The following is a 20,389-nucleotide window of genomic DNA, read 5'->3' on the forward strand; positions in this document are numbered from 1 at the left end:
GGAGTTCGACGATGAGCGACCCCCGACCGCGACTCTTCACGGGCGGCACGATCTGGACCGGCCACGGCCGACCTGATGCCTCTGCCGTGCTCGTCGTCGATGGCCGGATCCACGCGATCGGCCCCGAAGCCCACGACTCGGCCCCGGACGGCACCGAAACCGTCCACCTGGTCGGCGGATTCCTGATGCCCTCCTTCGGCGACGGCCACGCCCACCCGATCTTCGGCGGCCTCGAGGATGCCGGCCCGCGCGTCCGCGGCTGCACCAGCATCGCCGAGATCGTCGAGGAGGTGCGCCACTACGCCGACGCCCACCCCGACCGCGAGTGGATCATCGGCGCCTCCTACGACGGCAGCCTCTCGCCCGGCGGCCTGTTCGACGCGCGCTGGCTCGACGAGGCGGTGCCCGACCGCCCGGTGATCCTGCGCGCCTGGGACTACCACACCGTCTGGGTCAACTCCCGCGCGCTCGAGCTCGCCGGCATCGACGCGAACACCCCGGAGCCGGTGCTCGGCGAGATCCCGCGCCGCCCCGACGGCAGCCCGCTCGGCACCCTGCGCGAGTGGGGCGCCGTCGAACTGGTGACCCGCGCATCCGGCGGCTTCAGCCTCGACGAGCGAGTCGACGCGCTCGCCCGCGCCACCCGGCAGTTCGCCTCCCTCGGCGTGACCTGGGTGCAGGATGCCTGGGTCGAGCCCGACGACGTCGACGTCTACCTCGAGGCCGCCCGCCGCGGGGTGCTCGCCACCCGGGTCAACCTCGCCCTGCTTGCCGACCCGCGGGTGTTCCCGGATGCGCTGCCCGCACTGGTCGAGACCCGTCGCCGCGTCGAGGCGGCCGGCTCGCCACTGCTCACCGCGCACAGCGTCAAGTTCTTCGCCGACGGCGTTGTCGAGAACGAGACCGGCGCGCTGCTCGAGCCGTACTGCAGCGGCATGCACGACCACGGCATGCTGGTCTGGGAGCCGGAACATCTTGCCCGGTCGGTAGCCGCGGTCGACGCCGCCGGGTTCCAGCCGCACATCCACGCCATCGGCGACCGCGCGGTGCGGGTCGCCCTCGACGCGATCGAGTACGCGGCATCCGTCAACGGGCCCTCCGCCAACCGCCCGGTGATCGCGCACGCCCAGCTGGTCAGCGAGGCCGACCGGGCCCGCTTCGCCCGGCTCCGCGTCATCGCGAACATGCAGCCCTTGTGGGCGCAGCTGGACGCCCTGATGACACTGCTCACCGTCCCGCGGCTCGGCGAGGACCGCGCCGACCGGCAGTACGCGATGCGCTCCCTGCTCGACGACGGCGGCGCGCTGTCGTTCGGCTCCGACTGGCCGTGCTCGAGTGCCGCACCGCTCGACGGGATCGCCGTCGCGACCAGCCGCACAACCGCATCCGGAGACCCGGCCGGCGGCTGGACTCCGCACGAACGACTCGACATCGCGACCGCGCTGGCCGCCTACACCAGCGGCGTGGCCACCCAGGCCCTCGCCGACCGCACGGATGCGCCCTGGGGCCGGATCGAGGTTGGCGTGAGCGCCGATCTGGTCTGGCTCGAGCGCGACCCGCGCACCACCGACCGCACCACAATGCCGGACATCGCCGTACGAGCCACCTACCTCGCGGGCGAACCAGTTGTACTCAGCACCACCCCCACTGCTGCGGCAGCGTTGCCGCACCCCTGAAAGGAACTGGATTGACCACAGAGATCGCCGCTGAGAAGCCGCCGACCACCGAAGGTCTGCGCCGTGTGCTCGGCACCCCGTCGCTCGTCATGTTCGGGCTCGTCTACATGGTGCCGCTCACCGTCTTCACGACCTACGGCATCGTCGCCCAGATGACCGGCGGACGCGTTCCGCTCGCCTACATCGTCACCCTGATCGCCATGGTGTTCACCGCCCGCTCCTACGGGCTGCTGTCGAAGGCGTTCCCGTACGCCGGCTCTGCGTACACCTACACGCAGCGCAGCTTCGGCCCCGGCGTCGGCTTCCTGGCCGGCTGGGCGCTCATGCTGGACTACCTGTTCCTGCCGATGATCAACTACCTGGTGATCGGCATCTACCTGAACGCGGCGTTCCCGGCGATCGCGAACTGGGTGTTCATCCTCGCGGCGATCGCACTGGTGACGGTGCTCAACGTCATCGGCATCGTGTCGGTGGCGCGCACCAACTTCGTCATCATCGCGGTGCAGGCGATCTTCATCGCGGTGTTCGTGGCGCTCTCCGTCGGGTCGATCTCGCAGGGCACCACCGTGGACCTGATGGCCCCGTTCACCGGGACCGGCGCTCCGGATGGCTTCGGTGTCGTCGCGGCCGGCGCTGCGGTGCTGTGCCTGTCGTTCCTCGGCTTCGACTCGGTGTCGACGCTGGCAGAGGAGACCAAGGATCCGACCGTGAAGGTGCCGCGGGCGATCATGCTCACGACGCTTGTCGCCGGCGCGCTGTTCATCGGCATCTCCTACGTCGGACACCTGGTGCTGCCGACGCATGCGTTCACGGATGTCGACAGCGCGGCCCTCGATGTGATGGGCGTCGCCGGTGGACAGTTCCTCGCCGCGTTCTTCACCGCCGCCTACGTTGCCGGTGCCACCGGGTCGGCGCTGGCGTCACAGGCATCCGTGTCCCGGATCCTGTTCGCAATGGGACGCGACGGCGTGCTGCCGCGCGGCTTCTTCGGACGCATCAACAAGCGTTTCGGCACCCCGGTGCTGGCGATCCTCGCGGTGTCGGTGGTGTCGCTGGTCGCGATTTGGATCGATCTCGGGCTGCTCGCCGAGATGATCAGCTTCGGTGCGCTCATCGCGTTCTCCGCGGTGAACCTGTCGGTCGTGAAGCACTACTTCATGGGCGAGAAGCAGCGCGAGGGGGTTGCGGTGCTGCACTACCTGGTGCTGCCGCTGATCGGCTTCGCGCTCACCATCTGGCTGTGGACGAGCCTGTCGCCGCGCACCCTGATCGTCGGCCTGATCTGGCTCGCGATCGGCGTGGTGTACCAGCTGGTGATCACGCGCGGCTGGCGTCGTCCGACGCCGATGATCGACCTGAAGGAGTAACCGCCGGTCGAGACGCAGACGAGGGCGCCTTCATCTTCGGGTGGTGAAGGCGCCCTTCTGCGTCTGCGGTGGTTGAGGGATCGCGAAGCAATCGTCTCGAAACCACCCTCCCCAACCTGGTTTCGAGACGATTGCGCTGCGCGGAATCCCTCAACCAGCGGGCTTGGCTCGCGGCGTTTTGGGCTTCACCAGCGCGTGACTGCCGCGGATCAGCTGCTCGACGAGCGCATCCGGCACCCCGCCGTCGAGTTCGATGGTGATCCAGTGCTTCTTGTTCAGGTGATAGCCGGGGGTGATCTGCGCGAACTCCTGCCGGAGGGCGATCGACTCCTCCGGATCGACCTTGAGCGAGATCTTCAACGGATGCGCCGCCAAGTCGCCGAGGGCGAAGATCTTGTTGTTGCCGCTCGTCTTGAACACGCTCGTCTCGAGGTCGAACGGGAACGTCTCGATCGCCTGCGGGAGGGAGAGGCACAGCTCGCGCAACGAGTCAGCGTTCATGGGTTGAGGCTACGGCGTTTCCGGTGGTTGAGGGATTGCGAAGCGATCGTCTCGAAACCACCGTCCGAGAGCTGGTTTCGAGACGATTGCGCTTCGCGGAATCCCTCAACCCGCGGGAGCCGGGACCAGACCGCTCGCTTCGAGTACCGTCGGATCCGCGCCGAGCGACAGCAGCCTGTCCGTGGTCGCTCGGCGGGCACGCCGGTACGGCTCATCTCCTCCACCGCGCAGCAGCGACCGGGAGTTCGCTTGTTCCTCGAGCGCCCGCAGCTCGAACGCGAGCTGTTCGGCGTCGTCCAGCAGCGGCAGTTCGCCCTGCCGCATCGCGTATCCGATGGTCGCCACGAGGTAGCCGTCCCACTCGTCCAACTGCTCGGCGATCGCGTCGCGGATGACGCCCGGCTTGGAGTCGAACTCCGTGGCCGCAGCAAGGAAGAAACAGCCACCGGTGAACACGCGGTTCTGGGAGTACGCCAGCCAGCGCATCACCAGCGCGGCAAGCCGCGGCAAGCCGCGCGGCTGTGACCGTGCCGGCTCGATCACCGTCTCCAGGAACACCTCGCGCGCCGCCTGGACAACCGCGACCTGCAGCCGCTCCTTCGATCCGAACAATGCGGCGACGCCGCTTTTGCTCGCGCCGACGTCGGCCGCGAGGGTCCCCAGGGACAGTCCGCCCAGTCCGTGAACCGACGCGACATCCATGGCGCGCTCCAGCACGGTGCGACGAGACTCGTCCCCGCGCAGCCGGCGTCCGTCGATTACATCCATGCCACTAGTGTAAACGCACGATCGTTCGTATAGTTAGTTGCACGACCGTTCGTATTCTTTTCAGGAGCACTTCATGAACCCCATCGGCACCGCACTCAACGAGGTCGGACGCTTCTCCCCAACACTCGCCGCGAGGATCGCGTTCCCACTCTTCATGCGGGTCGGACCTCGGCTCCCGGTCCGCGCCGATGCCGCCGCGACGCACGAGGCCGCCGTCCGCGACACCATCACGGTCAACGGCAAACGCGTGACCACCTACCAGTGGGGCCAGGGCACCGAGACGGTGCTGCTGGTACACGGTTGGCGCGGGCGCGCCGCGCAGTTCGCCCGCCTGGTGCGCGAGCTGCGCGCATCCGGATTCACGGTCGTCAGCTTCGACGCTCCCGCCAACGGCGCGTCCGGCGGGCGGCGCACCAGCATCCTCGACTACCTCGACGCGATCGAGCAGCTGCAGCGCAAGCACGGCTCCTTCCACACCGTGGTCGGCCACTCGATGGGAACGCTTGCCACCCTCGTCGCCATCCACCGCGGGCTCACGGTCGGTCGCCTGGTCGGGATCTCCGGTGTCGCGGAGGCCGACAACCTCTACGACGGCTTCCGGCGCGCGCTGCGGCTGCGCCCGGAAATTGCGGCCACGCTGCCCGAGCTGTTCCGCAGCCGGGTGGTGCGCGACGACTCCGGGGTGGAGCTCTTCTCGAGCGTTCGCACGCCGTTGACGGCGGACATCCGGATGCTCCTCATCCACGACCGCGGCGACCGGATGGTGCCGGTCGAGCAGTCCCAGCGGCTGGCCGCCGCCCACCCGAGCGCGCAGCTCATCGTCACCGAGGGGCTCGGCCATAACCGGATCCTCGCGGCAGACCAGACCCTCGACGCGGTGATGGAGTTCGTCACCTCCGGCGAGCGGGTCGCGTCCAGCTAGCTCAGACGTTGGCCGGCATGAATGGTATCGCTGTCTCGGTGAGCGCCAGCCCGCCCGGGTTCAGGTGCACGATTACGTTGCCGCCTACCTCTATATAGAAGACGAGCACCTGCACCGCCATGATGAGCGTCACGGCTCCGGCGAGCGCCATCCCGACCCAGACGACGGTGCGGCCGGCGCGGGAGCCGCGCAGCCCGGCAAGCGCGAACAGGCCGATGATGATCGCGATCATGCCGACCCAGGACAGCGTGTAGGTGCGCGCGCCGGCGGCGTCAACCTGGCCTTGGAACTGCAGCAGCCACAGCGTCACCAGGGCGGCGCCGACGGTGAGGATCGCGCCGACCCAGCCGTAGGTCGGCCCCATCTCGACGCGCGTCTCGGGTGAGCCGTAGACCCAGTTGCCGTCGTCCGATTGCCCCTGCATGCACTATTTCTACCGGATGTCGGCTGCTGGCGGCATACTGTTCGATCATGGCGAGACTGGTGGTCTGCCCAGAGTGCGGGCAGCGCGGCGGCGTGCGAATCGTCTGGGGCATGCCGGCTGGCGAGGACTTCGAGCGTGCCGAACGCGGCGAGATCATCCTTGGCGGATGCCTGCTGACCGGCAACGACCCGGACTGGTCCTGCCGCGAGTGCGGCCACCTCTGGGTCAAGGCGGCGAGGGCGGCATGACCGCCTACGTCGGGTTGTTGCGCGGCGTGAACGTGGGCGGCGTGAAGCTGCCGATGGGCCAGCTGCGCGACCTGTGCGAGAGCCTCGGCTTCGACAATGTGCGCACCTACATCGCGAGCGGCAACGTGCTGTTCGATGTCCGCGCATCCGAGTCCGACGTCAAGGCGAAGCTGGAGAAGGCGCTCGCCGAGCACATGGGACGCCCGATCGGCGTCATGGTTCGCACGGCCGCCGAGCTAGCCGGAGTGGTCGCGGACAACCCGTTCCCGGACCGCCCCGCGAGCAAGACTGTCGCGATCTTCCTCGACAAGCCGCCACCGGATGCCGCCCTCGAGCAGGTCAGGAATCGCACCAACGAGGAGGTCGCCGTGGGCACGCGCGAGCTGTACGTGTTCTACCCCGACGGTCAGGGCCGCTCGAAGCTCAGCATCGACGCCGCGGGGAACGGCACCGCCCGGAACATGAACACCGTCGCGAAACTGGCGGAGCTGGCCGCGGGCTGATCCCGACCCGCAGGCCACCAAGGCCTTTTTCTGCCCCCTCGCGACCTCTACGCCCACCCGTGAGAACTGAGTGAAACCCTGCCGCGCAGCAGCAATCAGGCTTACCCTCAACACAGGTATCGCCAGCAGCATTTCACCTCAACGGAGGCACTCATGGCAACCAACGATTCAACCTTGGCCGCTCGGCTCGCCGCGGAGGCCTTCGGCACCTTCCTGTTGGTCCTCGGCGGTGTCGGCACCGCGGTCTTCGCGGCCAACTTCCCAGACGCCGAAGCGAACTCACTCGGCGTCGGCTATCTCGGCGTCGCACTCGCGTTCGGGCTGACCGTCCTGGTCGGCATCTACACGGTCGGGCACATCTCGGGCGGCCACTTCAACCCGGCCGTCTCGTTCGGTGCCGCATTCGCCGGGCGGCTGCCATGGCGTGACGTCGCCCCGTACTGGGCAGCCCAGCTGGTGGGCGGCATCCTCGGGTCGACTGTCGTCCTGGCTATCGCCGCCGGCGGGATCGAGGGCTTCCTGCCCAACGCCTTCGACACCGGCTTCGCGTCTAATGGTTACGACGACCGTTCCCCCGGTGAGTTCAACCTGCTGTCGGTGATCATCGCCGAGGTCGTGCTCACCGCCGTTTTCCTGTACGTGATTTTGGGCTCCACATCCGAACGGTCGAATCTGGGATTCGCAGGTCTCACTATCGGCCTCTCACTGACGTTGATCCACTTGATCAGCATCCCGATCAGCAACACCTCGGTGAACCCGGCGCGGTCGATCGCTGCGGCGATCTACGCGGGACCGGCGGCGCTCGCCCAGGTGTGGGTGTTCATCCTCGCCCCACTGCTGGGCGCCCTGATCGCCGGCGCGACCTACCGGCTGATGTTCGAGCGTCGGCTGGCCCCTCCCGGCACGTAAATCTGGGGTGCCCTAGATCCGTGCCGACGCGCCGCGCGTCGGGTCCCGCGCACCGCCGCGCGCCCGGATACTCGGGGCAAACCCTTTGGGACCCCTTCGGTGATCGAGCTTGTCGAGATCCCGCTGTGGGTCTCGACAAGCTCGACCACCGGAAAAGAGGTTCCATGAACATCCAAACCCGCATCGGCCAGATCATCCTGGTGCTCCTGTTCGCCATGTGCGGCGTCATCTCGGTCAGTACCGCATTCGCCGACGACCCGTTCCCGTTCGAGGCGATCGTGCTCATCGCGACCTTCGGGGTGACGCTCGCGGTGATCGGCGTGGTCGCAACGCTCACCGCACTGGACAAGCCCGCGATCCGCCTCGCCCTGTGGGTACTGCCGCTGTTCTTCGTCTCGCACGTCGCACTGCTCGGGACGTGGATCCCGGATGCGATCCTCGCCGTGGTCTCCGCCCTCGCTCTCGTGCTGGTGTCGCTGCCGTCGAAGGCGCCGGCGCGCGCGGAGGCTGCGGCCTAGGTCGGGCACCTCCCCCAGAACGGATGTCGCGGGTCGCCGGTACTGTCGAGGCAGGCGAAAGGAGCCCGCGTGTTCGTACTCGATGACCGTGTCGTCACCAGCCCGAGTGACCTCACCGTCGCGTCGAAGTGCGAGTTCGCGTTCCTGCGCAAGATCGACGCGAAGCTCGGCAGGGTCGAGCCGGTGGAAGACCCGGAAGACGCGATGCTCGAGCGCGCCGCGCGGCTCGGCGACCAGCACGAGGCCCGCGTGCTCGAACGCTACCGTGAGCGATTCGGCTCCGGCGTCGTCGAGATCGCCCGCCCCGACGAGCTGACCGCCGAGACGCTCGCAGCCGCCACCGCGGCCACCCACGATGCGTTTGAGAACGGCGCCGACGTGGTCTTCCAGGCCACCTTCTTCGACGGCGACCTCATCGGCTTCGCCGACTTCATCGTGCGGCAACCCGACGGCTCCTACCTGGTGCAAGACACCAAGCTGGCGCGCCGCGCCCGCGTCACCGCGCTCCTGCAGCTCGCCGCCTACGTCGAGCAGCTCGAGAAGACCGGCATCCGGGCGGCGCCGACCGTCGAACTGCTGCTCGGCGACGGCACCGTCAGCGTGCACCAGGTCGCGGACATCATGCCGGTCTACCGGCGACGCCGCGAACGACTGGTGCAACTCGTCGCCGACCGGATGCGCGCATCCGACCCTGTGGCGTGGGGCGACCCGCGCTTCACCGTCGACGGGCGCTGCCCCACTTGCGACGCCGAGGTCACCGCGCACCGCGACGTGCTGCTCGTCGCGGGCATGAGGGTGCTGCAGCGCGAGCGCCTCGCGAACGCCGGCATCACCACCATCGACCAGCTCGCAGGTGCAGACACCGTGCCAGAGACCATCGCCGCCAGCACGTTCGAGTCGCTGCGCGCGCAGGCACGGTTGCAGCTGCAGGCGACGGATGACGCGCCACCGCCGTTCGAGCTGGCCGACGGCCGCACGATCGGGTTCATCCCCGAACCGAACCCGGGCGACGTGTTCTTCGACTTCGAGGGCGACCCGCTCTACACGGAAGGGCCGGGCGAGAGCTGGGGCATCGACTACCTCTGGGGGCTGGTGGAGGCCGACGGCACCTTCCGCGCCTGGTGGGCGCACAACTTCACTGAGGAGCGCGCCGCGCTCGAGGACTTCATGGCCTACATCGCCGACCGGCGCAAGCGCTACCCGGGGATGCACATCTACCACTACGCGAGCTACGAGCGCACCCACCTGCTGTCCATCGCGGCCAGGCACGGCGTGTGCGAGAACGCCGTCGACGGGCTGTTGCGCGACCACATGCTCGTCGACCTGTACCCCATCGTGCGCAAGGGCGTGCGCGTCGGCAGCCGCTCCTACTCGATCAAGAAGCTCGAGCCGCTGTACATGCCCGACACCCGCGACGGGCAGGCGGTCACCACCGGTGCCGACTCGATCACCGAGTACGTGAGCGCACGCGAACTGATCGACTCCGGCGACCTGCTGACCGGCCAGCAGATGCTCGACGCGATCGCCGACTACAACGAGTACGACTGCCAGTCGACGCTCGCACTGCGGGACTGGCTGCTGGCCGTGGGCGCGGAGCACGGCATCCGGCCCGGCTCGCGTCCGATCGAGGAGCAGGAGGGTCCGGATGTCCCCGCCTCGCCCCTCGCGGAGGCATTGCTCCACCGTGCCGGCGATCCACTGCACGAGCGCACCGTCGACCAGACCGCTGCGGCGCTCGCGTCGGCGGCCATCGACTACCACCGGCGGGAGCAGAAGAGCTTCTGGTGGGGGCACTTCGCGCGTCTGGTCGCGCCGATCGAGGAGTGGGAGGCCACCCGTGATGTGTTGAGGGCGCAGGCCGTGCGGGTTGTGGATAACTGGCACCGCGGCGACAACCATCGGGTCGACCGGCGCACCCTATTGTTGCGCGGCGAGTGGGCGCCGGGCAGCACCGTCAAGCCGACCGAGCAGGCCGGACCGTTCCTGGTCTATGAATCGCCTGGGCCGTTCATCATTCCGAACGCCGAAGCTGGCGCCCGGCCTGCCCGCAGCGTGCGGCTGGTCGAGGTGTATGACGACGGCGCCCTGGTGGAGGAGACGCTGCCTGAGGGCATCGAGCCGTACGCTCACCTGCCCGTCGCGTTGACGCCGGCGGCACCGCCCGGTGCCGGTGCCCAGCGGCCTGCGATCGAGGAATGGGCGCAGCGGATCATCGACACCCCGCCCGACGGCGCATCCGGCGGCTGGCCGAAGGATCCGATGGTGGACATCCTGCGCCGCACCCCGCCGCGCACCCGCAGCGGAAACCTCTCCCCGGTCGTCGACGAGTCCTACCGCACGGCGGTGGTGGCGAGTCTGCTCGACCTCGACGACTCCTATCTCGCCGTGCAGGGGCCACCCGGCACCGGCAAGACCTGGCTCGCCTCGCACGTTATCGCCGACCTGGTGCGCGAGCACCACTGGAAGATCGGCGTCGTCGCGCAATCGCACGCGGTGGTGGAGCACGTGCTCGACAGGCTCGTCGGCGATGCCGGGCTCGACCCGTCGCTCGTCGCCAAGGCACCCAAGGACCGACTCAACCCGGGCGACCACGACTACACGGTCCTGGCGAAGAAGGACGACGCGTTCCGCTTCGCGTTCGAGCACGCCGACACCGGGTTCGTGTTCGGCGGCACCGCGTGGGACTTCGCCAACGTCGGCCGGGTCCCCCGTCGCTCACTCGACCTGATCGTCGTGGACGAGGCCGGGCAGTTCGCGCTGGCCTCAACCATCGCCGCGAGCGTTGCCGCGAAGAACGTGATGCTGCTCGGCGACCCGCAGCAACTTCCGCAGGTGAGCCAGGGCACGCATCCGGAACCCGTCGACACGTCCGCGCTCGGCTGGGTCGCCGACGGGCACGACGTGCTGCCGCCCGAGTACGGGTACTTCCTCGCGGAGAGCAGGCGGATGCATCCGGCCGTCGCCGCCCCGGTGTCGCGGCTGTCGTACGAGGGCGCGTTGCACTCGCACGAGTGCGCGTCGCAGCGCTCGCTCGATGGGATTGCGGCTGGACTGCATCCGGTGCCGGTGGTGCACGTGGGCAACTCGACCCAATCGCCGGAGGAGGCCGAGGTCGTGGTCGAGCTGGTGCGGGCAGCGCTCGGTCGATCGTGGGTTCCGGAGCCGGATGCCGCGGTGCGGCCGCTCAGGCAAGCGGACCTGATCGTGGTGACGCCGTACAACGCGCAGCTCACACTTGTGCGGGCGCACCTCGATGCCGCAGGGTTCACCGAGGTGCCGGTCGGCACGGTGGACAAGTTCCAGGGGCAGGAGGCTGCCGTGGCGATCGTGACGCTCGCAGCGTCGTCGGCGTCGGATGTGCCGCGCGGCATGGAATTCCTCATCATGAAGAACCGCCTGAACGTGGCGATCTCGCGCGCGCAGTGGGCCGCCTACCTGATCTACTCGCCGGAGCTGACCGAGTACCTGCCGCATACCCCCGACGGTGTGACGGAACTGGCGGCGTTCATCCGCCTGGTGGAGAACCCGGCGGCGCTGCCCGTCGCTTGACTCGCCGGTGGCCGACCCCACCGGTGGTCGAGCCTGTCGAGACCCTCAACCCGCGGGGGTTGGCTCCCCCTCCGGGCTCACCAGCTCCGCCCCGGCGTGCCCCATCTCCTCCAGGGCGGCCGCTGTCGCATCCGGCGCAACCCCGGCGACCAGTCCGGTCAGCACGCGCACCCGCCGCCCGTGCTCGAGCGCGTCGAGCACCGACGCGCGTACGCAGTGGTCCGTGGCGATGCCGACGACGTCGATCTCGAGCACACCCAACTCGTCCAGCTTCTCGGACACGGTCGCACCGTCATCCGTCTTCCCCTCGAAGATCGAGTAGGCCGGCACACCCTGCCCCTTGCGCACGTGGATCGTGACCGCATCCGTGTTCAGGTCCGGGTGGTACTCGGCGCCGGGCGTTCCGGCGACGCAGTGCGCGGGCCAGGTGTCCACGAAGTTCGGTTCGGCGCCGACGGCGAAGTGCCCGCCATTGTCATTGTCGGCGTCGTGCCAGTCGCGGGACGCGAAGACGTGCTCATACCGATCCGGATGCTTCGCCAACAGCGCCGTGACCCCGGCGGCCACCGCCGCGCCACCCTGGACGCCGAGCGCACCGCCCTCGGTGAAGTCGTTCTGCACATCGATGACGAACAAAGCCCGGCTCATGGTCTTCCCCTTGCTCAAACGTTGGAAAGGTTGTTCCCACAATTGAACACTGCCGCGGTGAGAGTATCGAGGGCGGCATCCGTTGCCTCCCCGCCTGCGCCGACGGCGTGGAACGAGAACCCGAGCGCGGTGCCATCCGCGGCGATGATCAGGCCAGCGAGCGTCTGAGCCCCGTCGATCGCGCCCGGCATGGCGCGGACGTTGCCGTGCACCACCGCATTGTCGCCGCCGAACCGGCCCTCCAGCCCGCCCTTGTTGCCGGCGACCGGCAGCGAGTCGTTCATGATCGCGAGGGTCTGGTCACCGCTCGCGACCTTCGCCATCAGCCCGGCGATCGCCTGCGGCGGGACTGCGTTCGCGGCGCTGACACCGCTCGCGTCACTGAGGGCGAGTCCGCTCACGTCGATGCCGTGCTGTGCAAGGGCACCGCCGATCACGTCGGTGAGGGACGCGGCCGCACCGCCCCTGTCCACCTCGACTGAGACGACGCGCGCGAGCTGCTCGGCGAGCGTGTTGTCACCCGTGCGGAGCATGTGCCCCACCAGCTGCTTGACCGGCTGCGACTTGACCTCGCCGAGCAGCGGCCGGCTGGTCAGGGCCGATCCGTTGCTCACCTGCACCTTCGCCGGGTCGAGACCCAGCGCGCGGATGAAGGCGGTCACCGCCCGCCCGGTCGGATCGGTGCTGCGCGGGCTGACTGCCTTTTTCGGGTCGGCGCGATCGCCGTCGACCATCAGCGGGACGACCTCGGCCATGGTGCCGGTGGTCTGCTCACCGCGGGCCCAGCCCTGGTTCCAACGGTCGGCGCTGCTCCACAGGCCCACGTCGACGATCACCTTGGTGATCTGCTGCTGGGTGGTGGTGGGACGTTGGGTGGGCGCCGGGTCCGGTTCGGTCTCGTCCCCTTCCTCGTCCTCGTTCTCCTCACGCGGCGGGTCGGGAACGACGACGACCGGCGGGTTGAGGAGCTTCCACTGTGCGTTGACCTGCTCGGCGAGATCGGCAAGCTTAGGCGCATTGGGGTAGTAGCTGTCGGTGGCCGCGCTCAGGGTCGGGTCACCGCCGCCGACGAGCACGATGCTGCCCGGCTCGGTTCCCTGGTACACCCGGGTGCTGAGCTGGTAGTCCGCCCCGAGCACCGACAACGCGGCGGCCGCGGTGAGCGCCTTCACGGCACTGGCTCCAGGGGCGGCGTCGGATGCACTCCGGTCGAACAGCAATTCGCCCGTGGCGGCGTTGACCACCGCGCCGGCGAAGCTGCCGAGCGCGGGATCGACCGCGGAGACCATGCACGTGCGGACGGCTTGCGCGCCGGCCAGCTGCGGCGGAACGTCTCGCGGCCCCCGCGCCGTCTCGGTTGGCAACACCACAGGCGTGGCCGCGTTCGCGGCGACCGCGGCGCCGGCGAACACGGCGCCAGTGCCGAGCATCAGGAAGGCGGCGCTCAGCGCGCCGGCCAGCCAGGCGGTTGGATGCTTGGCGATCAGCGCCCGGATGCCGGTGCCGGCGTTCCCGCTCGAGGAGGCCGGCGCATCCGGTGCCTGCTTCTTCGGCTTGATCGGCTTGCCCGTCGCCTCGCGCGCGGCGCGGCGACTCAGCGGCTCCCCCTGGTCAGTCACTCGCCTATAGTACTGGCGCGCTGAACGTAGCCTGTGCCGCGCCCGGCGGGGGTTGCCCTGACAGTGCCCCCGAGTAGCCTCGAATTATGTGCCGGAACATTCACACTCTCCACAATTTCGAGCCCGAGGCGACGAACGAAGAGGTTCACGCGGCGGCGCTGCAGTACGTGCGCAAGGTGAGCGGTTCGACGAAGCCGTCCAAGGCGAACGAGGAAGCTTTCAACCGCGCGGTCGCGGAGATCGCACACATCACCGGGCACCTGCTGCAGGACCTGGTGACAACCGCCCCGCCGAAGAACCGCGAGGTCGAGGCGGCCAAGGCGCGCGCCCGAGCGGCGGAGCGGTACGCGCGCGTGCCGGCGTAGGCGCCGCCTACGCCGGGCTCGCGATCATGATCAGGTTTCCGCAGGTGTCGTCGAGCACCGCGGTGACCACCGGTCCCATCGGTGTCGGCGGCTGGGTGAACCTGACCCCTTGCGCCTCGAGCTCTCGGTGCGCGGCGACCACGTCATCCACCGCGAACGACGTGGCCGGGATGCCGTCCTCGACCAGCGCCCTCATGTAAGCCTTCGCGGCCGGATGCTCGTCAGGTTCGAGGAGCAGCTCCACTCCATCCGGAGCATCCGCGCCGACGACGGTGAGCCACCGGTGCTCACCGACCGGAACATCCGTTTTCGGCAGGAACCCGAGCTTCTCCGTGTAGAACGCGAGCGCCTTCGCCTGGTCGTCGACGAATACGCTCGTCACGTTGATGCGTGCCTGCATGGTGCACTCCTAATCGGTTACGGGCCAGCGCTCGGTGATCGAGCGCAGTGGCTGAGTGTTCAGGTGATGGATCTTGGTGCGGCCGGATCGGTGAGAAACGACCAGGCCGGCCTCTTCGAGAACGGCGAGGTGCTGCGAGATCGCCTGCCGGGTTGAGGTGTTGCCGTGGGCGATCAGCCGCGAGCAGATCTCGAACAGGGTCTGCCCGTCCCGCAGCGTGAGCTCGTCGAGGATGAGCCGCCGTGTCGGGTCCGCCAGCGCCCGGAAGACATCTCCCACCCGAACCACAATAGGCAAGTGACTACTTGCATGTCAACGGATGCGGGGTTGTTTGAGCTTGTCAGTGATCGGCTAAGATTGCTTTTCGTGCCAGCGGCTCGCCGCGCGGTGCGCCGCCTTAGCTCAGTCGGCAGAGCGTCTCACTCGTAATGAGAAGGTCGTGGGTTCGATTCCCACAGGCGGCTCAGTTCTACTCTCGAACCGGAGATGCCTGTCACCCGGCGCCTTCCACCGTTTGCGGCGCACGCAGCCCGTACTTCGCTCCATGCGGAAGCGGCGCAGCGCCCGCCCGCACCGCGCGCAGCGCGCCGAGGATCGCGATCAGGTCAACGACCTCCTGCAGGGTCGCCCCTACGATCGCGGGCAGGTAACCGAACGCGGCCACGAACATCAGCCCGACGCTGATGATGATGCCGAGCCAGATGCTCTGTAACGCGATCGCCACAGTCCGATGACCGATGGACACCGCACGCGCGACGCGGGACAGGTCATCCAGCAGGATCACCACATCAGCCGATTCGCTCGCCGCAGTGGACCCCCGCGCGCCCATAGCGATCCCGACGTCGGCGGCGGCGAGCACCGGCGCGTCGTTGACGCCGTCGCCGACCATCACCACCGGGCGCGGCGTCGCAGCACGCACGACTTCGACTTTGTCGGCCGGGAGGCACTCGGCGTGGACCTCCTCGATGCCGAGCTCATCCGCGACGGCTTGCGCGGTCTGCCGCACGTCCCCGGTCAGCATGATCGTCTTGCGCACGCCCAGTCCGGACAGCGCGTCCAGCGTCGCCGGCGCTTCCTCGCGCATCCGGTCACGCAAGGTGATCGTCCCGGCGAACCGGCCGTCGACGGCCACGTAGACGGCCGCTTCCCCGGATTCCAAAGTTAGTCGCTGGACACCGGATGCGTGGTCGGCGACCCAGCCTGGCTTGCCTGCCATGACCACGTGCCCGTCCAGTTCCGCGCGCACACCGTTGGTCGCGACCTCCCGAGCGTCGTCCGCGTCGATCAACTCGAGCCCGCGGTCACTGGTAGCGGCGATGAGCGACTGCGCCAGCACGTGTGACGAGTATCGTTCGGCCGAGCCGACCAATTGCAACAGACGATCAGAGCTGAGGGAGTCGGCGGGCTGCACCCCGACAACCTCCGGCCTGCCGTGCGTCAGCGTCCCGGTCTTGTCGAAAGCGACAGTGCGCGCGCGGGACAGCTTCTCAAGAGTCCCGGCATCCTTGATCACGATCCCGAGCTTCGCGGCGCTGGACATGCCCGCCATGAACGCAACGGGAGCCGCGATCAGCAGCGGACACGGGGTCGCGACCACGAGCACCTCGGCGAACCGGACCGGATCGCCGCTCATCCACCAGGCTGCCCCGGCGATGGCCAGCGACACGATGGTGAACGGCAGCGCGTAGCGATCAGCGAGGCGCACCAGCGGCGCCTTGCTCTGCGAGGCCTCCCGCACCAGCTCGACAATCCGCTGGTATTGGCTGTCGGATGCGACAGCGGTCGCCCGGACCTCGACTGCGGTTGCGCCGTTGATCGAGCCGCTCAGCACCTGCTCCCCGGTCGACTTTTCTACCGGCATGCTCTCCCCTGTCAGCGATGACTCGTCGAAATCGCCGGCCGGACTCAACAGTTCAGCATCGACGGGGACCAGTTCGGCGGGGCGCAGCAGCAGACGGTCGCCCACTGCGACCTCGTCGGCGCTGATCTCCTCGATCTCCCCGTCATCCGCGATCCGGTGCGCCCGCTGGGGCACCCGAGTCAGCAGTGCGTTGAGCTCCCGCTGGGCACGAACCGAGGCGAGATCCTCAAGCGCCTCCCCTCCCGAGAGCATGAGGACGATCACCAGGCTTGCCCAGTACTCGCCCACCGCAACGGTGGAAACAATCGCCGTGATAGCCAGCACATCCAACCCGACGTGGCCGCCGACGAGGCTCCGGATCATGCTCCAGCCCTCGCGAGCGGCAACGGCGAGCGCGAACAGCGACACGAACCAGGCGGTGACGGTGTCGAAACCGAGCAACGTCAGGACGAGGGCGATGGCAGCCACACCGAACGTCGCCAGGACGAGCGGATAGCGTCGTGCGGCAGCCCGGAAGCGGTCCATTACTCCTTGCTACCCCTCTGTGGCTCCCGTAGGGCAAGCCTCAGCACATGGGGTCGGCCGACGGCACCGTCCCGTTGATCAGGAAGTCATCGACCGCGCGGTTCACGCACGAGTTGGACTTGTTGTAGGCGGTGTGCCCCTCACCCTGATAGGTGACCAGGTGGCCCTCGTCGAGCTGGTCGGCCAGGTTCACCGACCACTGGTACGGGGTCGCCGGGTCGTTCGTCGTCCCCACCACGAGAATCGGCGCCGAACCGGATGCGTGGATCTCTTGCCGGTCCCGCTCGGCCGGGAACGGCCATCCGTCACACGACGTGCCGTACGACATAAGCGGGCCGAACACCGGCGCCACCTTCGCGAGCTCGGCAGCCTGCGCGCGCAGCGTCTCCACCGACGAGTCGATCGGGTAGTCCAGGCAGTTGATCGCGGTGAACGCCTCCGTCGAATTGTCGCGGTAGGTGCCATCCGGATTCCGCCCGTTGTAGCTGTCGGCCAGCGCGAACGCGAAGTCCGCCTCCCCGCTCATCACCTGGGCGAACAGGTCGTTCAGGTACGGCCAGTTCTCCTGGCTGTACAGGGGCAGGATGATGGCCGTGAACATGGTCGATGCCCCAAGCATCCGACCGTCGGATGCGCGCAACGGGCTGGCCTGCAGGCTCTGCAGCAGCGCGTTCACGGTCTGCATCGCCTGCTCGGGGGCGCCGCGGAACGGGCACTCCGAGCCGGTGCTGCAGTCCTCGAGGTAGGCCATCATGGCGCTCTCGAACCCGACCGCCTGGGTCGCGGTGACGTCGAATTCGCTCGTGGCCGGGTCAATCGCGCCGTCGAGCACGAGGCGCCCGGTCTTCTCCGGGAACAGCTCGGCGTAGGTCGCCCCGAGCAGGGTGCCGTAGGAGTAGCCGAGGTAATTCAGCTTCTTGTCGCCGAGGATCGCGCGCAGCAGGTCCAGGTCGCGTGCGGCGCTGTTCGTGTCGACGAAGCCGAGCAGGTCGCCGGTGTGATCGAGGCAGGCCTGACCGAATTCAGCCGAGGATGCCTTGTTCTCGGCGATCCAGGCATCCGACGCGAACTCGTTCCCCGGCAGCTCGTACAGCCAGCGGTCCATCTGGGCAGGGTCGTCGTAGCAGGAGACCGCCGACGACCGGCCGACGCCGCGGGGGTCGAAGCCGACAACGTCGAACCGGTCGATCAGGTTGCCGGACACCGCATAGTCGAGGCTGTCGTGGATGAAGTCATAGCCGGAACCACCCGGCCCGCCGGGGTTCACCAGCAGCGACCCGATCCGGTCGCTGCTCTTCGCCACCGACCGGATGAGCGCCAGTTCGATCGACTCCCGCTCGGGCTCGTTCCAGTCGAGCGGCGCTGTCGCGGTCGCACACTGGAAGCCGTCACCGCAGTTCTCCCACTGCAGCACCTGCTTGTAGAACGCCTCGAGCTCGGGCGCGACCGACTCGTCGGTGGGAACGGATGTCTTGCTCGGCTCCTCGGGGACGAAGAACGACACGCATCCGCTCAGCCCCATCGCCGCCGCCGCGGCCACCGCGACCGCGCTGAGGGTTCGTCGGGTGCGTCGCTCTCTCATCTGGGCTGCCTCCTGGCGGTGATCAACATGGCTTCAAGGGCGAGGGCGGGCGCAACGTTGGCGTCGATACGCTGCCGCGCGGTGGTGATGGCGTCGAGGGTCTCGAGGGTCTGCGCCGGGGTCGACTCCTCGGCGGCGCGCTGCAGCTGGTCGCTGATCTCGCGGTTGATGGGTTCGGTTGCGACGCCCAGTTGCAGCAGCAGCACATCCCGGTAGAGCGACATCAGGTCGACCATGATGCGGTCCAGTCCGTCGCGCAGGCTGCGGGTGGCGCGGCGCTTCTGGTCCTCCTCGAGCGACTTCAGCTGCGAGCGCAGCGCGGGCGGAATGGTGCCGCCTGGCTCGATGCCGAGCGAGCGCATCGCGCTCTCACGCTCCTCGGCGTCCCGTTCCTCGGTGATCGCCTTGGCATCCGCGGTGGCGACCTCGAGCAGCGTGGCGGCAGCGCTGACCGCACCGGAGACGCTCCGGATGCCGAGGGCGGCCTGCAGAGTCTGCTCGCGACGCGCGCGGGCGTCGGCGTTGGTCGCCAGCCGGTGCGCCATGCCGATGTGGCTCTGCGCCTCGCGGGCGGCGCGGATCGCAAGTTCAGCGTCGACGCCGTCGCGGCGGGTGATCAGCTCGGCGACATCCTCCACGGATGGAACCCGCAACCGCACGCTGCGCACCCGCGACCGGACGGTGGGGATCAGGTCCGCCTCGCTCGGCGCGCACAGGATCCACACCGTACGCGGCGGCGGCTCCTCGAGCGCCTTCAGCAGCACGTTGGAGGTGCGCTCGGTCATCCGGTCGGCGTCCTCGATGATCATCACCCGGTAGCGGCTGACCGACGGTGAGAACTGCGAGCTCGCGACCAGCGACCGCACCTCTTCGATCGAGATGATGACGCGTTCGGTGCTGAGCACGCCGAGATCCGGATGCGTGCGCGCCGCCACCTGACGGCGGGTCGCCTCATCGCCGTCGGGGTTGCCGGGGCTGAGCAGCGCGGTCGCAAAGGCGAAGGCGAGGTTGGAGCGCCCTGACCCGGGCGGACCGGTGATGAGCCACGAGTGGGTCATCCCGTCACGCCCAGCGGCGGCGGCCTCCGCGGCCGATCGGAACACGTCGATCGCCTCAGACTGGCCGGTCAGCTCGTCCCACACCTGCATGCGTAAAGCCTAGGGTGCACCGCTCTCGGTGGTTCCCAGTTTCCCGCGGCCCGGCGCATCCGGCGCCCGGCCCGCCCGACGCATCCGGCGCATCCGGTCAACCACGCCGCCGCTTGTTGACCGCGCGCCTCCTTGAACCGGCGCGCGGTCAACAAACCCGCAGTTTGTTGTCGATGCGCCCGCTACAGCACCCGCATCGATAACACACGGCAGCAGCGTTGCAGGACGGTCAGCGGCGCGCGAGGAGGGCTTCGACGCGAGTGCGGATCGCCGCGGCGAGCGAGTCGATGTCCCCGGATGCGTCCAGCACCAGGAACCGTTCCGGCTCGGCCGCCGCAAGCTCGAGATACGCGGAGCGGACCGTCGCATGGAAGGTCTGCTCCTCCGCCTCGAGCCGGTCGTAGCGAGTGCGCGCCCCGTCGAGGCGACCGCGGCCGACGGACTCGTCCAGGTCGAGCAGGATCGTCAGGTCGGGAAGCAGGTCCTCGACCGCCCACAGCGAGATCCGACGGACATCGTCCGCCCCGAGACCGCGGCCGACTCCCTGGTAGGCCACCGAGGAGTCGAAGTACCGGTCCTGGATGACGACCTCGCCGCGGTCAATCGCCGGCCGCACCTTGGTCGCGATGTGATGTGCACGGTCCGCCGCGTAGATCAGCGCCTCGGCGCGCGGCGCGATGTCCCCGCGCCGGTGCAGCACGATCTCCCGCAGCTCATCACCAAGGTCGGTGCCGCCCGGCTCGCGAGTGCGCACGACGGTGTGTCCGGCATCCGTCAGCCAACTCGTGAGCAGCTCCGCCTGGGTCGACTTGCCCGAGCCGTCGCCGCCCTCGAACGTGATGAACAGCCCGGTCAC

Annotated in this window: 20 protein-coding genes and 1 tRNA gene; 10 read left to right on the forward strand and 11 right to left on the reverse strand. The window is 68.7% G+C overall.

What is annotated here, in order from left to right:
* Positions 1–11: 11 nt before the first annotated feature.
* A complete protein-coding gene (locus HGK58_RS00875) occupies positions 12–1,676 on the forward strand; it encodes an amidohydrolase (RefSeq protein ID WP_168625680.1) in 1,665 nt (554 codons plus the stop codon).
* An 89-nt stretch (positions 1,677–1,765) separates the two neighbouring features.
* The gene (locus HGK58_RS00880) at positions 1,766–3,043 is read left to right on the forward strand and encodes an amino acid permease (protein ID WP_168626822.1); all 1,278 of its coding nucleotides are present in this window, start codon (positions 1,766–1,768) and stop codon (positions 3,041–3,043) included.
* A gap of 150 nt (positions 3,044–3,193) precedes the next feature.
* Here HGK58_RS00880 and HGK58_RS00885 read toward each other — a convergent pair whose 3' ends face one another.
* Both HGK58_RS00885 and HGK58_RS00890 read right to left on the reverse strand, forming a co-directional pair.
* Positions 3,194–3,544: an MmcQ/YjbR family DNA-binding protein gene (locus HGK58_RS00885; RefSeq protein WP_168625681.1), complete on the reverse strand. Its 351-nt coding sequence runs from the start codon at positions 3,542–3,544 to the stop codon at positions 3,194–3,196.
* A 105-nt stretch (positions 3,545–3,649) separates the two neighbouring features.
* On the reverse strand, positions 3,650–4,312 hold the full coding sequence (locus HGK58_RS00890) for a TetR/AcrR family transcriptional regulator (protein WP_168625682.1): 663 nt from the start codon (positions 4,310–4,312) through the stop codon (positions 3,650–3,652).
* Positions 4,313–4,385: 73 nt separating this feature from the next.
* Between HGK58_RS00890 and HGK58_RS00895 the strand changes: the two genes are divergently transcribed.
* On the forward strand, positions 4,386–5,234 hold the full coding sequence (locus HGK58_RS00895; RefSeq protein WP_168625683.1) for an alpha/beta hydrolase: 849 nt from the start codon (positions 4,386–4,388) through the stop codon (positions 5,232–5,234).
* Position 5,235: 1 nt separating this feature from the next.
* Here the strand turns inward: HGK58_RS00895 and HGK58_RS00900 are convergent, their stop codons facing one another.
* Positions 5,236–5,658, reverse strand: coding sequence for a hypothetical protein (locus HGK58_RS00900; protein WP_168625684.1), 423 nt, complete (start codon positions 5,656–5,658; stop codon positions 5,236–5,238).
* Positions 5,659–5,705: 47 nt separating this feature from the next.
* Here HGK58_RS00900 and HGK58_RS00905 point away from each other — a divergent pair, with 47 nt between their 5' ends.
* The 5 genes from HGK58_RS00905 (at position 5,706) to HGK58_RS00925 (ending at position 11,385) form a co-directional block, all read left to right on the forward strand.
* Positions 5,706–5,906: a hypothetical protein gene (locus HGK58_RS00905; RefSeq protein WP_168625685.1), complete on the forward strand. Its 201-nt coding sequence runs from the start codon at positions 5,706–5,708 to the stop codon at positions 5,904–5,906.
* Positions 5,903–6,409, forward strand: a complete 507-nt coding sequence (locus tag HGK58_RS00910; protein WP_168625686.1) for a DUF1697 domain-containing protein — start codon at positions 5,903–5,905, stop codon at positions 6,407–6,409. Before HGK58_RS00905 ends, HGK58_RS00910 begins: the two co-directional genes overlap by 4 nt.
* 153 nt (positions 6,410–6,562) lie before the next feature.
* The gene (gene aqpZ, locus HGK58_RS00915) at positions 6,563–7,318 is read left to right on the forward strand and encodes an aquaporin Z (RefSeq protein WP_168625687.1); all 756 of its coding nucleotides are present in this window, start codon (positions 6,563–6,565) and stop codon (positions 7,316–7,318) included.
* 164 nt (positions 7,319–7,482) lie between these two features.
* Entirely contained in the window at positions 7,483–7,836 is a 354-nt protein-coding gene (locus HGK58_RS00920) for a hypothetical protein (protein WP_168625688.1), read from the forward strand.
* A gap of 69 nt (positions 7,837–7,905) precedes the next feature.
* A complete protein-coding gene (locus HGK58_RS00925) occupies positions 7,906–11,385 on the forward strand; it encodes a TM0106 family RecB-like putative nuclease (protein ID WP_168625689.1) in 3,480 nt (1,159 codons plus the stop codon).
* Between the two features lie 45 nt (positions 11,386–11,430).
* Here HGK58_RS00925 and HGK58_RS00930 read toward each other — a convergent pair whose 3' ends face one another.
* Positions 11,431–12,033, reverse strand: coding sequence for an isochorismatase family protein (locus HGK58_RS00930; protein ID WP_168625690.1), 603 nt, complete (start codon positions 12,031–12,033; stop codon positions 11,431–11,433).
* Positions 12,034–12,047: 14 nt separating this feature from the next.
* On the reverse strand, positions 12,048–13,652 hold the full coding sequence (locus HGK58_RS00935; protein ID WP_168625691.1) for a D-alanyl-D-alanine carboxypeptidase: 1,605 nt from the start codon (positions 13,650–13,652) through the stop codon (positions 12,048–12,050).
* An 86-nt stretch (positions 13,653–13,738) separates the two neighbouring features.
* On the opposite strand from HGK58_RS00935, the gene HGK58_RS00940 reads away from it, so the two are divergent.
* Positions 13,739–14,017, forward strand: coding sequence for a DUF2277 domain-containing protein (locus tag HGK58_RS00940; RefSeq protein WP_168625692.1), 279 nt, complete (start codon positions 13,739–13,741; stop codon positions 14,015–14,017).
* A 7-nt stretch (positions 14,018–14,024) separates the two neighbouring features.
* Here HGK58_RS00940 and HGK58_RS00945 read toward each other — a convergent pair whose 3' ends face one another.
* Both HGK58_RS00945 and HGK58_RS00950 read right to left on the reverse strand, forming a co-directional pair.
* Complete coding sequence (locus tag HGK58_RS00945) at positions 14,025–14,417, reverse strand: VOC family protein (protein WP_168625693.1); 393 nt, start codon at positions 14,415–14,417, stop codon at positions 14,025–14,027.
* A gap of 9 nt (positions 14,418–14,426) precedes the next feature.
* Positions 14,427–14,696, reverse strand: coding sequence for a metalloregulator ArsR/SmtB family transcription factor (locus tag HGK58_RS00950; RefSeq protein WP_168625694.1), 270 nt, complete (start codon positions 14,694–14,696; stop codon positions 14,427–14,429).
* 112 nt (positions 14,697–14,808) lie between these two features.
* On the opposite strand from HGK58_RS00950, the gene HGK58_RS00955 reads away from it, so the two are divergent.
* Positions 14,809–14,881 (forward strand) — tRNA-Thr (locus HGK58_RS00955).
* Between the two features lie 29 nt (positions 14,882–14,910).
* Here the strand turns inward: HGK58_RS00955 and HGK58_RS00960 are convergent.
* The 4 genes from HGK58_RS00960 to tmk form a co-directional block, all read right to left on the reverse strand.
* Positions 14,911–16,803, reverse strand: coding sequence for a heavy metal translocating P-type ATPase (locus HGK58_RS00960; protein WP_168625695.1), 1,893 nt, complete (start codon positions 16,801–16,803; stop codon positions 14,911–14,913).
* A 40-nt stretch (positions 16,804–16,843) separates the two neighbouring features.
* Positions 16,844–18,385 (reverse strand): alpha/beta hydrolase, encoded by a 1,542-nt coding sequence (locus HGK58_RS00965; RefSeq protein WP_168625696.1) that lies wholly within the window; start codon positions 18,383–18,385, stop codon positions 16,844–16,846.
* Positions 18,382–19,533, reverse strand: coding sequence for a DNA polymerase III subunit delta' (locus HGK58_RS00970; RefSeq protein WP_168625697.1), 1,152 nt, complete (start codon positions 19,531–19,533; stop codon positions 18,382–18,384). The genes HGK58_RS00965 and HGK58_RS00970 overlap by 4 nt, the downstream gene beginning before the upstream one ends.
* A 229-nt stretch (positions 19,534–19,762) precedes the next feature.
* Entirely contained in the window at positions 19,763–20,389 is a 627-nt protein-coding gene (gene tmk / locus HGK58_RS00975; RefSeq protein WP_168625698.1) for a dTMP kinase, read from the reverse strand.

The organism is Cryobacterium sp. BB307 (assembly GCF_012274275.1).
Lineage (GTDB): Bacteria > Actinomycetota > Actinomycetes > Actinomycetales > Microbacteriaceae > Terrimesophilobacter.

What these genes read in the sequence shown, in the direction of transcription:
- HGK58_RS00880 (WP_168626822.1), top strand. Translation starts at nt 1,766, where the DNA reads ATGTTCGGGCTCGTCTACATGGTGCCGCTCACCGTCTTCACGACCTAC.
- HGK58_RS00885 (WP_168625681.1), bottom strand. Translation starts at nt 3,544, where the DNA reads ATGAACGCTGACTCGTTGCGCGAGCTGTGCCTCTCCCTCCCGCAGGCG.
- HGK58_RS00940 (WP_168625692.1), top strand. Translation starts at nt 13,739, where the DNA reads ATGTGCCGGAACATTCACACTCTCCACAATTTCGAGCCCGAGGCGACG.
- HGK58_RS00875 (WP_168625680.1), top strand. Translation starts at nt 12, where the DNA reads ATGAGCGACCCCCGACCGCGACTCTTCACGGGCGGCACGATCTGGACC.
- HGK58_RS00930 (WP_168625690.1), bottom strand. Translation starts at nt 12,033, where the DNA reads ATGAGCCGGGCTTTGTTCGTCATCGATGTGCAGAACGACTTCACCGAG.
- HGK58_RS00890 (WP_168625682.1), bottom strand. Translation starts at nt 4,312, where the DNA reads ATGGATGTAATCGACGGACGCCGGCTGCGCGGGGACGAGTCTCGTCGC.
- HGK58_RS00905 (WP_168625685.1), top strand. Translation starts at nt 5,706, where the DNA reads ATGGCGAGACTGGTGGTCTGCCCAGAGTGCGGGCAGCGCGGCGGCGTG.
- HGK58_RS00895 (WP_168625683.1), top strand. Translation starts at nt 4,386, where the DNA reads ATGAACCCCATCGGCACCGCACTCAACGAGGTCGGACGCTTCTCCCCA.
- HGK58_RS00970 (WP_168625697.1), bottom strand. Translation starts at nt 19,533, where the DNA reads ATGCAGGTGTGGGACGAGCTGACCGGCCAGTCTGAGGCGATCGACGTG.
- HGK58_RS00945 (WP_168625693.1), bottom strand. Translation starts at nt 14,417, where the DNA reads ATGCAGGCACGCATCAACGTGACGAGCGTATTCGTCGACGACCAGGCG.
- HGK58_RS00965 (WP_168625696.1), bottom strand. Translation starts at nt 18,385, where the DNA reads ATGAGAGAGCGACGCACCCGACGAACCCTCAGCGCGGTCGCGGTGGCC.
- HGK58_RS00900 (WP_168625684.1), bottom strand. Translation starts at nt 5,658, where the DNA reads ATGCAGGGGCAATCGGACGACGGCAACTGGGTCTACGGCTCACCCGAG.
- HGK58_RS00910 (WP_168625686.1), top strand. Translation starts at nt 5,903, where the DNA reads ATGACCGCCTACGTCGGGTTGTTGCGCGGCGTGAACGTGGGCGGCGTG.
- HGK58_RS00960 (WP_168625695.1), bottom strand. Translation starts at nt 16,803, where the DNA reads ATGGACCGCTTCCGGGCTGCCGCACGACGCTATCCGCTCGTCCTGGCG.
- aqpZ (WP_168625687.1), top strand. Translation starts at nt 6,563, where the DNA reads ATGGCAACCAACGATTCAACCTTGGCCGCTCGGCTCGCCGCGGAGGCC.
- HGK58_RS00920 (WP_168625688.1), top strand. Translation starts at nt 7,483, where the DNA reads ATGAACATCCAAACCCGCATCGGCCAGATCATCCTGGTGCTCCTGTTC.